Genomic DNA, 15,070 nt, shown 5'->3' with positions numbered 1-15,070 from the left:
AAAACAATAGAAAACCGTATCCTGCCTCTCATCAGGCAGCTATTACATCTATGTACAATCAGGGATACTTTTAATCCTGCATAAATACTAATAGTAGACTAATTTTGGTTTTTATGGCGTGATAATCGTCACATATACTAAAAAATTGAGATACATAAAAAAGAAGCCCGGGAACCCGGACTTCATCTTATTACATAAATTCAGCTGCAAGTTTATCAAAGTGAGCCTGGTCAAGGTTAAGGTCAGCTTTTGATAAAGGAGTTTCAGAGTATCCTGAAAGCAATTCCTGGTAAGATTTGCGCTCAGTATTCTGATAGATTAAGCCTGTTAATAAGCCGTCGTGCTTCATAAGCGTCTGCATAGCCAATTCACGATTGGAATTGTCATAGCCTTCGATGTCGCTTAATTTAGTAAGGTTCTCTTTGAACCAGTCATAAGTGTTTACTTTGTTATAAGTAACACATGGGCTGAATACGTTGATTAAAGAGAATCCATCATGCTGGATTCCTGCTTCAATTAATGCAGTCAAATCTTTTAAGTCTGTTGAGAAGCTTTGAGCAACGAAAGTCGCCCCTGCTGTTAGCGCCATTTCCATTGGAGAAATAGCCTGCTCAATGGAACCTTGAGGTGTTGACTTCGTTTTGAAACCAGCCGCAGAACGCGGTGAAGTTTGTCCTTTTGTTAAACCATAGATCTGGTTATCCATAACGATATAAGTAATATTTACATTACGGCGGATCGCATGTATCGTATGGCCCATACCGATTGCGAATCCATCCCCGTCACCGCCGGAAGCAATAACAGTTAGATCGCGGTTAGCCATTTTAACACCCTGGGCGATTGGCAATGAACGTCCATGGATGCCGTGGAAGCCGTATGAATTTATATAACCGGAAATACGTCCGGAACACCCGATACCAGAAACAACCGCTAAGTTTTCAGGCTCTAAACCAACATTAGCTGCCGCACGCTGAATCGCCGCCTGCACGGAGAAGTCCCCACAGCCTGGGCACCAGTTTGGTTTTACATTATTTCTAAAATCTTTAAATGTGGCCATCTAGAACAACTCCTTGCATTTTGTGTGAATTTCATGTGGCAAGAATGGATTTCCGTCGTATTTTAATAGCTTGTGAACTTTCTCAGCATGTCCGACGTTCATCTTCATGATATTTGCTAATTGCCCTGTAGCATTGTTTTCGACTACAGCGATTTTCTTAGCAGATTTCACAAGCGGCAATAATTCATCTGCAGGGAATGGATGAATTAAGCGAACTTGTGCATGGTTAACTTTAACGCCATCTTTTTCCAGGCGGCCCATTGCTTCTTCAATAGCGCCGCGAGTTGAGTTGAAACCTACGATTAACAAGTCTGCTTCTTCGTGAGGAGCATTCTTGTGAACTGGTGTATTGAATTTGATGTTTTCAATTTTACGGAAACGCTTATCCATTTGCGCGTTCCGGTTAGCAGCTGATTCTGAAGGTTTTCCAGTCTCGTCGTGCTCAACACCGGTAACATGGTGGATACCGTTTTTCATGCCAGGGATTACACGAGGAGAAACTCCATCTTCTGTAACCTCAAAACGCTTGAAGTAGCCTTTGTTTTCAATTTCAGGAAGCTCTTCTGTTGCAAGCTTTCCGCGGCGGATTTCCACTTTGCTGAAATCAAGCGGCTCCACTGTTTGCTTTCCAAGAGAAAGCTGCAAATCTGAAAGAACAATAACAGGGCACTGATATTCTTCAGCAAGGTTGAATGCTTCTGCAGTATCATAGAATGCTTCCTGTACAGTACTTGGAGCAAGAACGATTTTTGGAATCTCACCATGTGTACCATAAATCATTGCCATTAAGTCTGATTGTTCCTGTTTAGTAGGAAGTCCTGTTGAAGGGCCTCCACGCTGAGTATCAACAATGACAAGCGGAGTTTCTGTAATGCCTGACAGGCCGATTGCTTCCATTTTAAGAGAAAGACCAGGACCAGCAGATGCTGTAAGAGCACGAACTCCCGCGTAGTTGGCACCGATTGCCATAGTAGCTGCGGCGATTTCGTCTTCTGTCTGGATAACAGATCCGCCAAGCGCTGGAAGCTTCTTAATCAAATATTCCATGATTTCGGAAGCAGGTGTGATTGGATAAGCTGCCATGAAACGGCATCCAGCTGCAAGTGCTCCAAGAGCGATCGCATCGTTTCCGATCATGAATAAACGCTTCATGCCATCTGCTTTTTCAAGCTCCATTAATTCTACATCATCGCTAAGTTTTTCTTTCATGAAGTCAAAGCCAGCCTGGATTGCTTCCATGTTCTTGTCCACAACTTGCTGTCCCTTGCGTCCAAAAATCTCTTGAACAACTTCTTCAAATACTTTAATATCTAAGTTTAGCACTGCACATGTTGCTCCAACGGCAACCATGTTTTTCATTAGGGATGTTCCTAGTTCTGTAGCAATCTCTGTAAATGGAACCGCATACAATGCTGCTTTCGTATCTTCTGGCTGTTTAGGATCAAACTTTGCATCTGCAATCATGATCCCTTTATCATGAAGTTCTTTGTAGTTTAAATCAATTGTTTCCTGGTCAAAAGCTACCAGAATATCTAAATCGTCCGAAATTGAGCGAATTTGTGACGTGCTTACGCGAATCTTATTATTCGTGTGCCCGCCCTTAATGCGTGATGAAAAGTGGCGGTAACCGTACAGGTAGTAGCCTAAACGATTTAATGCAATGGAAAAAATTTCTCCGGTACTCTCAATACCTTCCCCTTGCTGTCCTCCAACTTTCCATGAAAGTTGATTGATCATGTCTTACACCCCTTTAGTTACGTTAAGAAATTATGTAAAAACGTTTCATTAATATAAGTGTAGTACTTGTCCAGTCCTCCTGATGGTTTAACCCTTATGTTTCGGCTATTTTTTGGAAGATGAATGGGTACTAAACGCTTTCAATTCTAGACCTATGTGTCTAAAAAAGCAACCCTTTCTGAATATTTATTGGCTAAAAGATGAATATTTTTTTATTTTTTGAAAAATGATAAATAGATTGATTTTTTTCAGGTTGGACTGGCACATGCAAACCCTTGTAATACTGTTTTTTTAATATTTTCACCTTGGAAACCGGTTATAAAAATTCAGAAATAAAAACTTTTCAGCCTGTATATCAGTATAGTATTTTGTGAGTTCGTTCATCAGGTAATCGTATTTTCTTGCATTCTCCAACCCTTGCACCCGCCCATCTGTACCGTCAAAATCAGAACCGAAGCCGACGTGGTTTTCTCCCCCAAGTGAACACACATGTTCAAGGTGCCTTAATATATCTGTAATCGTTGCAGTTTGTTTGCCTGATAAAAATTCGGTCACAAACGTGATCCCCAAGACACTATCTCTTTCAATCAGTGCTTCAATTTGCTCATTACTTAAATTTCGGGGGTGAGGACAAAGCGAATAGCAGTTCGAATGGGATGCAAAAGGAAAATCGCCCCATTCCATCACATCCCAGAATCCCCGCTCAGAAAGATGCGATACATCACACCAAGCTTCAGCAGCATTTAATACAGAGACCACTTGCTTGCCAAAAGAGGACAATCCGGCTCCCCTTTCTTCCATGACGCCGTCCGCTGCACAGTTTCCATAATTCCAAGTCAAGCCCACTGATGAAACGCCCAGCCTGAGAAGTGTTTTCAACTTAAGAAGATCACACCCGACCGCGTCACACCCCTCCAATGTGAGTACAGCTCCTATCTCATCATCCTTTAACCTGTCGATATCCTGGCGGCTGGAAATAAGCTTCACTTGCGGATAAGCTTTAAGCACTTTTTCATAAAATAGATCGACCATATACAAAGCAGCATTGAATTTCATTTCAGGATGGACAGACTCCGGAACATATATGGCAAAGCACTGGACCTTTAGCTGCGAACCCTGCAGCCCTTCAAGATTTACCTGCAGCTTGCCTGAATCCTTAAAATCTATCTCCCGATCCATAAACATTTTATAAAGGACATCACAATGCGCATCAAAGATTTTCATTAGCTGTCTTCCTCTCCTTTTTCTCAATAGCCTTATCTTATTAAAAAAAGAACCTGTTTGCCTATGCTGCAAACAGGTTTTATTGATTAGCCTGAAATTATCCCGCATTTACGGGCAGTATGACCCCATTAAAGTATTGCACTTCCATTAAGAATAAAATAGGGGGATCAACTGCCTGTAAATGTCCCATTATCAGAACTCTGACTAAAAACGACACGTCCTGCGGCAACGTCTGAGTGACCCGCATCGTGCGGGCCTCAACTAACCATCAGTGAAAAAACCTCACTGATGGACGTTTCACCTTATACAATGCTAACTTATGCTTATGACAATGGATGACTCCTAATTCTGCAGCCTTTTGGCTACCGTGGTTCCACAATCAGTTTGATTGCTGTCCGCTCTTCACCATCAATCAGAATATCCGTGAATGCCGGGATACAAATTAAATCCACTCCGCTAGGCGCTACGAATCCTCTTGCGATCGCTACTGCCTTAACAGCCTGGTTCAATGCACCCGCACCAATTGCCTGGATTTCTGCACTTCCTCTTTCGCGAAGAACCCCAGCAAGCGCACCAGCTACAGAATTAGGATTAGATTTTGCTGAAACTTTTAATATTTCCATTCCTAGCTCCTCCTCGTTTTACCCCTCCTGCATGCCCTGCTCAAAGCGCTGGCTGCCCTTCAATTAGGCTAAAAGCCTTACTTAAGGGCTTATACCCTTTAATCTTTCTATTCGGGCTTACACACGATTGCTTTGATGGAATTTAGCATCAGGTATATATATCATTCCATTGCTACTATATTCAGTATTGAAAACACATATTCCGGCTTGGACAAAAAAAGCAAAGATTTAGGCTTATTTTATTTTTTGGGGTGGGATGTCAGCGGTGATTTTTCGGCGAAAAGTGCAGATGTCCAATATAATGAGAAATAGGTTTTAGATAATTCCTGGAACTGCTAGGTAAACTGTAAATCGGTAAGTTACATGCTGAATAAAAATAACTGGCAGCCCATTTAAGTTTCAATCTAGAAAATTCATGAAATCAAATTTTTAAGCTGTTTTTTTAAATCTTATGCCCCTTTCAGGAAATTAGCTGTGTATCACGTGTCTTTAACAGTCTTTTGAATCTGTCTTTCACGTTTTTGCATCATTCGAGCCGGAATCGTTTCACTTTTTAAAATTTATGAATCACTTCAGCCAATTTACGTTCAACTTAAAAAAAAATGAACCACTTCATCCATTTTACGTTCAACTTTTTGATTATATGAACCACTTTTGCACTTTTTTGCACAACTCCCCAATCTGACCGCCTTTCAGGAAGCCAAAATAAAAACTGCATCCGGAAGGAATCCGAATGCAGTCAGTTTTTTAAGAATAAAAAGGATGGTCATTATTGATTAAAATTCGATCGATTTTTTTGGCCAATCCAGTTTTTGTGTTCAGTTCAATGATAGCTGCGCTTAGTTGTGTCCTGCCTTCATTAGGAACTTCAAAGCGGACCGGCAGTCCGGTTAGAAATCTTTTGATCACAGCTTCTTTTTCAACACCCAGAATGCCATCATAAGGTCCTGTCATGCCTACATCAGACATAAAGGCTGTCCCGCCAGGCAAAATGCGGTTATCTGCTGTCTGTACATGCGTGTGCGTTCCAATCACGGCAGACACTTTTCCGTCCAAGTACCAGCCCATTGCCTGCTTTTCACTGGTTGCTTCCGCATGGAAATCAACAAATATATATGGAGTTCTTTCCCGGGCTTCTTTAATTAATTCATCTGCTTTCTGGAACGGGCAATCACTTGTATTCATAAATGTTCTGCCCTGCAAACTGATGACCGCCACTTCTTCTGCGTTATATTTTAAGAATACCATGCCTTTTCCCGGGTTATTCGCAGGAAAATTGGCCGGTCGCACCATATACTTGGCGCGGTCAATAAATTCGAAGATCTCCTTGTTATCCCATGTGTGATTTCCGAGTGTGACAGCTTGTGCGCCTGCCTCCAAAAAGCCGCGATAAATTTTTTCGGTGATTCCTTTTCCGCCTGCCGCGTTTTCCCCGTTAATAATGGTGATTTGCGGACGGTATTTCTCTTTAAGTTTAGGGACATATTCACGTATCATATCGCGTCCCTGGGAGCCTACTACATCTCCGACAAACAAAATATTCATATCATTTCCCTTTCTGCTTTTCTGATTATAATAATGTATGTATGATAGGCCTGCCATTTGCATGCCCCTTATTTCGCTTTCTTATAAGTGTAACACAGATTACTCCTGCATTATGCACTACAGTCCCATAAAAAGAAATAAAGCGATGCATGTGCATCGCTTTATTTTGCATATTCAACGGCCCTTGTTTCACGGATAACCGTGACTTTAATATGACCTGGATAATCAAGTTCTTCTTCAATCTTCTTACGGATATCCCTGGCCAAACGATGCGCTTCAAGGTCATCAATTTGTTCGGGTTTAACCATAATTCGAATTTCGCGTCCAGCTTGAATGGCAAATGATTTTTCAACGCCCTCGTAGGATTCGGAAATCTCTTCAAGCTTTTCAAGACGGCGAATATAGTTTTCAAGTGTCTCTCTTCTTGCTCCTGGTCTTGCTGCTGATAAAGCATCAGCTGCAGCGACAAGTACGGCAATGATCGATGTCGGCTCTGTGTCGCCATGGTGGGAAGCGATACTGTTGATGACAACAGGATGCTCCTTGTACTTGGTAGCAAGTTCCACACCGATTTCAACATGGCTTCCTTCCACTTCATGGTCAATCGCCTTACCGATATCATGAAGCAAGCCTGCACGGCGAGCCAATGTTTCGTCTTGTCCCAATTCCGCAGCCAGCAAACCTGAAAGCTGTGCCACTTCCATTGAATGCTTTAACACATTCTGGCCATAGCTTGTACGGAATTTCAAACGGCCAAGGATTTTGATCAAATCTGGATGGAGACCGTGAACGCCAACCTCAAAAGTTGTTTGTTCACCAATTTCACGGATGTGCTCATCCACTTCACGGCGGGCTTTATCAACCATTTCCTCAATCCGTGCCGGATGGATGCGACCGTCCTGAACCAGTTTGTCTAAAGCTAAGCGTGCTGTCTCACGGCGTATCGGATCAAAACCGGATAAAATAACTGCTTCCGGTGTATCATCGATAATGAGATCAATTCCAGTCAGAGTTTCGAGAGTCCGGATATTACGGCCCTCACGGCCAATAATGCGTCCTTTCATCTCATCATTTGGCAGGTTGACAACTGAAACCGTTGTTTCTGCAACATGGTCAGCTGCACATCTTTGGATAGCCAGTGACAAGATTTCTTTCGCTTTCTTATCTGCGTCCTCTTTCGCTCTAATCTCGCTCTCTTTTACCATAATGGCGACATCGTGAGCCACTTCCTGCTCCGTGCGCTCTAAAATGATGGACTTTGCCTCTTCACGAGTTAAGCCTGAGATGCGTTCCAGCTCAGCTTGTTGTTCTTTAACCATCTCGTCCACTTTGCTTTCCATCTCTTCAATATGCTGTTGTCTTTTGCTAAGAGAATCGTCCCTCTTTTCTAAAAGTGCTTCACGTTTATCTAACGTTTCATCTTTGCGATCAAGGTTCTCTTCTTTTTGCATTAAACGATTTTCTTGTTTTTGCAGTTCATTTCTTCGATCACGAATTTCACTTTCCGCATCTGTGCGAAGCTTGTGAATTTCATCCTTCGCTTCAAGCAGAGCTTCTTTCTTAGTAGCCTCTGCCTCCCGCTTTGCGTCTTCTAAAATCTGTTCAGCAGCATCTTTAGCTCCTGCGATTTTAGCTTCAGCAATGGATTTGCGAACAAAATAGCCAACAAAAGCACCGACGATTAGGCCAAGCAAAATGGAGATGATTGCTGTTAAAAGATCCATCATTTCACCTCCTCTTGCTATGAACTTGTTTGTGTTACGTTTTTTAAAGTGTCGGCATGTACATTGTCCAATTCAATATACAGCACTAAGGCTTTTAAACGTTTCAATCTTAAAAAAACATTGGGCACCCCTATCGGCGGCAAGCATAAATTTGCCGCTCTCGTAACGCATCGCGTTCAAGAGCGATTAGCTTATAAACTCAGGACCGATGGAGCCTGAAGCCAGACAAAAGTCTAGCTCAAAAAAAATATTTCCTTACATATAAAATGTAAAATATACATGTTTAATTGTAAAGCTGTGGAATTTTATTGTCAAGGGGTTGTACAAAGGGCTTTTCTTAATATTTTGATTGATTAGAACTCTTGATGTTTACAGCTGCTATATAAGTCTCAAAAAACTGTATCCATAAAAAAAGCAAAGCCGTCCTTCTGTTGGCTTTGCTTTCCTGCAGCTGTATTAATCGGCTAGCTCGAATTCTTCTTGCCCTTCGTCGCCGCTGATCACCTTTTCCTCATCAAGGCCATAGTGCTCACGGATTTGCTTCTGAATAGTCAGGCGGATATCCGGATTTTCCTTCAGGAATACCTTGGCATTTTCACGGCCCTGGCCAAGGCGCTCTTCATTGTATGAATACCATGAACCGCTCTTTTGGACAATGTCCAGCTCGGAACCGAGGTCAATGATTTCGCCTTCTTTAGATATTCCTTCACCATACATAATATCCACTTCAGCTACACGGAATGGAGGAGCAACTTTGTTTTTGACAACTTTAATTTTCGTCTTGTTTCCGACCATTTCATTGCCTTGCTTTAGTGTTTCAGCACGGCGCACTTCAAGGCGGATAGTAGAATAGAATTTCAATGCGCGTCCACCAGGAGTCGTTTCAGGGTTTCCGAACATAACTCCTACTTTTTCACGGATCTGGTTAATGAAAATCGCAATTGTTTTAGACTTGTTGATGGCACCTGATAGTTTGCGAAGCGCCTGGGACATTAAACGAGCCTGCAAACCTACGTGGGAGTCGCCCATTTCCCCTTCAATTTCAGCCTTAGGCACAAGGGCTGCAACAGAGTCAATTACAAGAATATCAACAGCGCCGCTTCGTACAAGCGCTTCTGCAATTTCAAGGGCCTGCTCGCCTGTATCCGGCTGGGAAAGAAGAAGCTCATCAATATTTACACCAAGCTTTTGTGCATAAACAGGGTCCAAAGCATGCTCAGCATCGATAAACGCTGCTTGTCCGCCGCCAGCCTGAACCTCTGCGATAGCATGAAGGGCTACAGTTGTTTTACCTGAACTTTCAGGTCCGTAGATTTCGATAATACGGCCTCTTGGATAGCCGCCTACCCCAAGAGCTGCATCAAGTGCCAGGGATCCGCTTGGAATAGTAGAAACCTTGCGGTCAGTTTGTTCTCCGAGCTTCATGATAGAACCTTTACCAAATTGCTTTTCTATTTGTTTTAACGCCATTTCAAGGGCTGCTTGACGATCACTCACTAATAGTTCCTCCTTTTATATAGACGAATCTATCTTTTGCTTAGATTCGTTTGTCTCATCTCAAAACCTATCTCTACTATAAACCTTTTCAAACCATTTGTCGAGCAAAAAGTCGAACATCCATTCGATTTTTTTAAGGCGCCTTTCCCGCCTGAAAATAGCAAAATCTTTTAGAGAAAATAGAATTTTCGAGTACAAAATAAAGCCGAATATAGAATTCCCTAAAGAAGTCTGTCTATATTTTTTACTATTAAAAAATCAGAACGCCTTCTCAGGCACTCTGATCTTCTTTTAAAGCTTTTATGAGAAAATGGCAGCCATATTTTACAGTACGGACTCTGTTGGCCGCTCTTGAACCGCCAAGATTCAGCTTTTCCGTCTTGACAGGCTTGCCTTTTATCCAAATTCCAATATAAACGGTTCCGACAGGTTCGCCTTCCAGTTCATCCGGTCCTGCTACACCAGTAAAACTGATGCCGATGTCTGCGTTTGTCAGGCTGGCAACATTTTCAGCAAGTTCAGCTGCGCATTGGGCACTGACAACCCCTTCTTTTTCAATTGTTTCTTTGCGCACTTTAAGAACTTCGGCCTTCACTTCATTTGTATAACAGACAACTCCGCCCTTCAGAAGGCCTCCGGCACCCGGAATGGATGTAAACTCCTCTTGGAACATGCCTCCTGTCAAACTTTCCGCAGCTGAAATGGTCATGTTTTTTTCCTTGATCAGCTTGGTGAGTTCGTGCATAAGGGAAGTTTCATCATACCCATAGAAGAATTCGCCAACACGTTCCCTTATTTTGGATTCTGCCTCATCGATCAGCATCATGGCAGTATCGGCCTGGCTGTGTTTGGCTGTTAACCTGAGTGTAACTTCCCCATCAGATGCGAGCGGGGCAATGGTAGGATTGCTTTGTGCATCGATAATATCCTCAATTTCAGTTTCCAGCATAGCTTCTCCAATGCCAAAAAAGCGCAATACACGGGAGATGATTACATCATCCGTTTCGAGCTTAGATTGGAGGGCAGGATAAGCATGCTTCAAGAACATGGGCTCCATTTCTTTTGGGGGCCCTGGCAGAAGCATATATACATGCTTGCCCGAATCAGAGATCATTCCCGGTGCCATCCCATGTTCATTGGGTAGAACCTGGGCATCTTCGAAAACAAGCGCCTGTTTTTTATTGTTTTCAGTCATTTCCCGGTTCGTCCGTTCAAAATAAAGCTTAATGGACTCAAGAGCCTGCTCATCCATAACGAGTTCTTTGCCAAGATGGCGGGCAATCGTTTCCTTTGTTAAATCATCCTTCGTCGGACCGAGGCCACCTGTAAAGATGACCAGATTTGAGCGTTCTTCAGCAATTTTAATCACTGACTTCAGGCGTTCAGGATTATCTCCAACTACTGTATGATAAAAAACATTGATGCCCAATTCAGCAAGCTGCCGGGAAAGAAAGCGGGCATTTGTATTTACAATTTGCCCGAGCAAAAGCTCAGACCCGACAGCTATAATTTCTGCGTTCATTCAAAAGACCCCTTTAAGCCTGTTTATTTTGAGTTGATAAAGGCCTGTTTATTTTTTGCGAAATAGTCCCAGCCGGACCAGATTGTAAAGAACATAGCCACCCATAGGGCAATATCATCAAACGGTATAGAAGCCATTTCAAAGATTATATTATGTAGAAGCAATGCAGAAATGGCCACGATCTGAGCCCAGGTTTTGATTTTGCCCAGCTGGTTTGCAGCGACTACTTCTCCTTCCCCCGCCAGGACAAGCCTTAAACCTGTCACTGCAAATTCGCGGCTTATTATGATGATGACAATCCATGAGGGAGCAAGCCCTAATTCAACCAGTACAATCAAGGCTGCAGATACAAGGAGTTTGTCTGCAAGCGGATCGAGGAATTTCCCCAGATTGGTGACAAGATTGTATTTGCGGGCATAATAGCCGTCAACCCAGTCGGTAACGGAAGCTAGGATAAAGATAAGCGCTCCGACAAGATGGGTAACCGGCAGTTCAGTTCCAAGCAGCGCTACTTCTCCCCATGAAAAAGGAACAAGCATAACAAGTAAAAAAATCGGTATCAGCATGATGCGTGAAACAGTAATTTTATTTGGCAGATTCATGATTTACCTCCGTGTAAATAAGCCTCTCAAAAGGCCTTTTAAGGTTAATTTTTACATTAAAAGCGAAAATAGTCATCTAATTAAGATGACTATTCGGTCTTCGGCGCATACCGGATGGTTATATCCTGCCGGACAGATTGAGAAGGAGGCACCTGATACTCAATTTTTTCGCCGTTTACGTAGAGTTCCGTTTGTGTTGAATTGCCCACTACAATGGAGGCTTCAGTCTCTTTTGAAAAATCGACTTTCTCGCTTTTTTTGCCAGCTGCAGTCAGCATTCCCTGGAAGAAGGAATATCCCTTCCCATTCTGGATATTTACCCAGGTCTCTCCGGTAGAAACGACTTCTAATTCAAACTTTTCCGCATTTTTTAATTCGTAAACCGTATTTTTGCCGCTGGATTGCACAACTGCAATTTCCTGCTTCGCTTCTTCCTCTGCTTCTTGGTCCTCAGCATTTTCATCAGCGTCTCCATTTTCACCAGCAGACTCTTCCTGATCGCCGGCTGGCTCATTGTTGCCATCTTCCTCAGCATCTTTTCCTTCAGATAGACCTTCTGACTCTTCAATGACCGTTTGCCCCTCTGTAAGATCTGCAGGCTTCTCAGCATCCTCAGTTTGATCTTTGGCTCCAAGGAAATTATAAAGGACTGCAATGAGGCCAATAATAAAGACACCAATAAGAATCTTGGGCAAAATATCAAATACCTTTGATGTCCTGCCGGAAAGGTCTTTCCTCGATTGGACACGTGAAAGCTTTTCGGGTATATCATCGTTCACGGTTGTTGGAATATCATCTTTGTATTGCTCAAAGATCTCTTCTGGTTCAATCCCTACCGCCTCTGCATATTGTTTGATAAATGCCCGGATATAAAACTTGCCGGGCATCATACTGTAGTCGCCCTCTTCTATTCCTATTAAATAGCGTTTTTGTATTTTAGTGACCTTTTGCAGGTCATCAAGGCTCATGTCTTTTGCCAGACGTGCTTCTTTTAAACGATTACCTAGTTCTGTCAATTTGCAACACCTTCCAACTTACTAAAAATCAAAGCCTCCAAAATCGGATTCAGAGAACATGTTGTTTTTCTCCACAATGTCATATTTAATCTCTTCATCAGGATCGTGGCGAAGCTCAATTATATAATCGAAATCATTAAGGGTGTATTCAGTGTTTTGTACGAATATATCCGGATGCTCTACTACCTTTACTGCAGGAAGGCGCATAATTTCACGGACCAGCTGCCAGTGCCGTTCATTCGCGCGTCTGGTTGAGACAATTCCGTCAATTATGAACAAATTGTTTTCATTATATTCATCCTCAATCAGCTGGTTGCGGATCGTTTGCTTCAAAAGAGTGGATGAAACAAATAGCCAGCGCTTGTTCGCACAAACACTTGAGGCAACAATCGATTCAGTTTTGCCAACCCTTGGCATTCCCCTTATGCCAATTAGCTTGTGCCCTTCCTGTTTAAATAATTCCGCCATGAAGTCTACTAAAAGGCCAAGCTCGTCCCTGACAAATCTGAACGTTTTTTTATCGTCGGCATCTCTCTGTATATACCTTCCGTGGCGTACAGCGAGACGGTCTCTCAGCTTTGGTTCGCGAAGCTTGATTACCTTTATGGTGTCCATTGTATTGAGGATCGACTTTAGACGCTCAATTTGTTCATGGTCTTTCGCTAAAATAAGCAATCCTCTGCGTCCTTCATCAACGCCATTAATGGTTACGATATTTATCGAAAGCATCCCCAGCAGGGAAGAAATATCACCAAGCAAACCTGGACGGTTCTTTTGAATTTCATATTCTAAATACCATTCTGTTTTTTCCTCCACCAGAAAAACCTCCTCCGGCATAATTGCGCCCTATGCACCTTGTTTTATATGTATGGCTATCAAAACTCTACCTGTTAATTCATATCCAACTGATATATTTGCTTGTTGATTTCCGCTCCTGGCACTCAGCGTACCGCGGGCGGTCCGGGATCCTCCCCGCCGCTGGCGCGCCTTTGAGTTCTCCCCTTGACTCGCTTCTCACGCAGGACTCTAAATAGGCAGCCTCGAATTAACATCCCACGAAGAAAATGCGAATACATTTTCAAGGATCTCGTGACACTTCAATCAACGTGCAGATATCAATAATGCGCTTTAAAACAAAACTATAATGTAAACTTTTATTAAGCATATCCTAATTTTTCATCTAGGTTCTATAATATATGATTTTTTATCAAGATGAAAGGAAAAACCCGTATCGTTGAATGGAAATCTTTTATGGAGTAAAAAACGAAAAAGAGAGGTTACCCTCTCTTTTCGTTCAGTGCTATTTAAATTCTTAGCGGGTGCCGTCGTTTTGGACAAGCTTGACCATCATATTGGCAATCGCATGCTGCTCTTCAGGGCTTGCAACAGACCAAAGATCAGCAAGGATTTTCTCCTGTTCATTCTTAGGCTCCACTTGTTTGGCTAAATAATCGCCGATTTGGTAAGCAAGGTCATTAACAGTATCCTTGTTCATTCCCTGCGCTTCTCCCTGATGAAGACGATCTCCAAGAAAGTCTTTCCACTGCTGCCAGTTATCTAGTACAGACATAATTATTGCCTCCTTTAAATGTTGTACAATTATATTGTGCTTAGGAGCCAAATAAAATATGCATGAACAATTAGCCGTCAGTCAAAAAATATGTGACACTTCTTTGAACAAAAGTACCAGGTAACTATACCAGTTGGCCGAAGCGGTATCGCTACCTGTTACCGTTTTAGGTATACCATCCCCCATTGACAGCGAGAACCTGTCCAGTGATGTAGGAGGCTTTTTCTGATAAAAGGAAGGAGATTGAGTTAGCGACATCTTCTGGAAGGGCCAGCCTGCCCATGGGAATTTCGCTTTTCACTGCCTCAAGTTCTTCTTCGGTAAAGTCATTAAGCATGGCAGTCTGAACGGCACCCGGGGCAACGGCATTGACTCTGACGCCATTCAGGGCCACTTCCTTGCTTAATGCTTTTACAAAGGCAATTTGAGCCCCCTTTGCAGTTGAATAGGCTACTTCACATGCTGCACCCGTTTGGCCCCAAATGGATGAAACGACAACAATATTTCCGCTTTTTTTCGCAAGCAGTTTCGGCAGCAGCTCTTTCGTAAGGAGGAGAGGTGATGTCACATGCAAATTCATCAGCTTATCTGTTTCCGTTTCCGTGAGCTCAGTCAGCAGCCCATATTGCGCAGACCCGCTGTTATGTACAATGGCATCTATTGAGAAGATATTTTGAACGACTTTTTTATAACCAGCTTTTGTCGATAAATCTGCCTGTATCGGCATATATTCACCGTCATAGGGCTGCAAACGATCCAGCAGAAAATTGATCGCCTGCTGGTTTTTATTGTAATGCAGATAAAGCGAATAGCCTTCCTCAGCAAGCTTTAGGCTGATCGCTTGGCCAATTCCTCCGCTTGCGCCCGTAATTAATGCAAATTTACTCATTTTACACACTCCATTACGTCTCTGTAAAAAGCAGAAAGCGCCTTTGATCGGCGCTCTGCTGAAT

Annotated in this window: 13 protein-coding genes; all 13 read right to left on the bottom strand. The window is 42.7% G+C overall.

Going from position 1 to position 15,070, the window contains the following annotated elements:
• Nucleotides 1-190: 190 nt before the first annotated feature.
• On the bottom strand, nt 191-1,057 hold the full coding sequence (locus IQ19_RS11580) for a 2-oxoacid:ferredoxin oxidoreductase subunit beta (RefSeq protein WP_144542567.1): 867 nt from the start codon (nt 1,055-1,057) through the stop codon (nt 191-193).
• On the bottom strand, nt 1,058-2,794 hold the full coding sequence (locus IQ19_RS11575) for a 2-oxoacid:acceptor oxidoreductase subunit alpha (RefSeq protein WP_144542566.1): 1,737 nt from the start codon (nt 2,792-2,794) through the stop codon (nt 1,058-1,060).
• A 300-nt stretch (nt 2,795-3,094) separates the two neighbouring features.
• Complete coding sequence (locus IQ19_RS11570) at nt 3,095-4,018, bottom strand: dipeptidase (protein WP_144542565.1); 924 nt, start codon at nt 4,016-4,018, stop codon at nt 3,095-3,097.
• Between the two features lie 362 nt (nt 4,019-4,380).
• On the bottom strand, nt 4,381-4,641 hold the full coding sequence (gene spoVS, locus IQ19_RS11565; protein WP_026585459.1) for a stage V sporulation protein SpoVS: 261 nt from the start codon (nt 4,639-4,641) through the stop codon (nt 4,381-4,383).
• A gap of 747 nt (nt 4,642-5,388) precedes the next feature.
• On the bottom strand, nt 5,389-6,186 hold the full coding sequence (locus IQ19_RS11560) for a TIGR00282 family metallophosphoesterase (RefSeq protein WP_144542625.1): 798 nt from the start codon (nt 6,184-6,186) through the stop codon (nt 5,389-5,391).
• Between the two features lie 161 nt (nt 6,187-6,347).
• Nucleotides 6,348-7,913, bottom strand: a complete 1,566-nt coding sequence (gene rny, locus IQ19_RS11555) for a ribonuclease Y (protein WP_394137118.1) — start codon at nt 7,911-7,913, stop codon at nt 6,348-6,350.
• 453 nt (nt 7,914-8,366) lie between these two features.
• Nucleotides 8,367-9,407, bottom strand: a complete 1,041-nt coding sequence (gene recA, locus IQ19_RS11550) for a recombinase RecA (protein ID WP_144542564.1) — start codon at nt 9,405-9,407, stop codon at nt 8,367-8,369.
• 271 nt (nt 9,408-9,678) lie between these two features.
• Nucleotides 9,679-10,929 (bottom strand): competence/damage-inducible protein A, encoded by a 1,251-nt coding sequence (locus tag IQ19_RS11545; protein ID WP_144542563.1) that lies wholly within the window; start codon nt 10,927-10,929, stop codon nt 9,679-9,681.
• A gap of 23 nt (nt 10,930-10,952) precedes the next feature.
• Nucleotides 10,953-11,531: a CDP-diacylglycerol--glycerol-3-phosphate 3-phosphatidyltransferase gene (gene pgsA / locus IQ19_RS11540; protein WP_144542562.1), complete on the bottom strand. Its 579-nt coding sequence runs from the start codon at nt 11,529-11,531 to the stop codon at nt 10,953-10,955.
• Nucleotides 11,532-11,620: 89 nt separating this feature from the next.
• Nucleotides 11,621-12,547, bottom strand: a complete 927-nt coding sequence (locus IQ19_RS11535) for a helix-turn-helix domain-containing protein (RefSeq protein WP_144542561.1) — start codon at nt 12,545-12,547, stop codon at nt 11,621-11,623.
• A 21-nt stretch (nt 12,548-12,568) separates the two neighbouring features.
• Nucleotides 12,569-13,363, bottom strand: a complete 795-nt coding sequence (locus IQ19_RS11530; RefSeq protein ID WP_242020961.1) for a YmfK family protein — start codon at nt 13,361-13,363, stop codon at nt 12,569-12,571.
• Nucleotides 13,364-13,859: 496 nt separating this feature from the next.
• Nucleotides 13,860-14,117, bottom strand: a complete 258-nt coding sequence (locus tag IQ19_RS11525; protein WP_110065625.1) for a DUF3243 domain-containing protein — start codon at nt 14,115-14,117, stop codon at nt 13,860-13,862.
• A 166-nt stretch (nt 14,118-14,283) separates the two neighbouring features.
• Nucleotides 14,284-15,006, bottom strand: coding sequence for an elongation factor P 5-aminopentanone reductase (gene ymfI / locus IQ19_RS11520; RefSeq protein WP_144542559.1), 723 nt, complete (start codon nt 15,004-15,006; stop codon nt 14,284-14,286).
• Between the last annotated feature and the right edge of the window lie 64 nt (nt 15,007-15,070).

Source organism: Cytobacillus oceanisediminis (assembly GCF_007830235.1).
In the GTDB taxonomy this organism is placed as follows: Bacteria; Bacillota; Bacilli; order Bacillales; family Cytobacillaceae; genus Cytobacillus; species Cytobacillus oceanisediminis.
The sequence above is the reverse complement of the archived record's forward strand: the minus strand, read 5'-3'. Positions and strand labels throughout refer to the sequence as shown.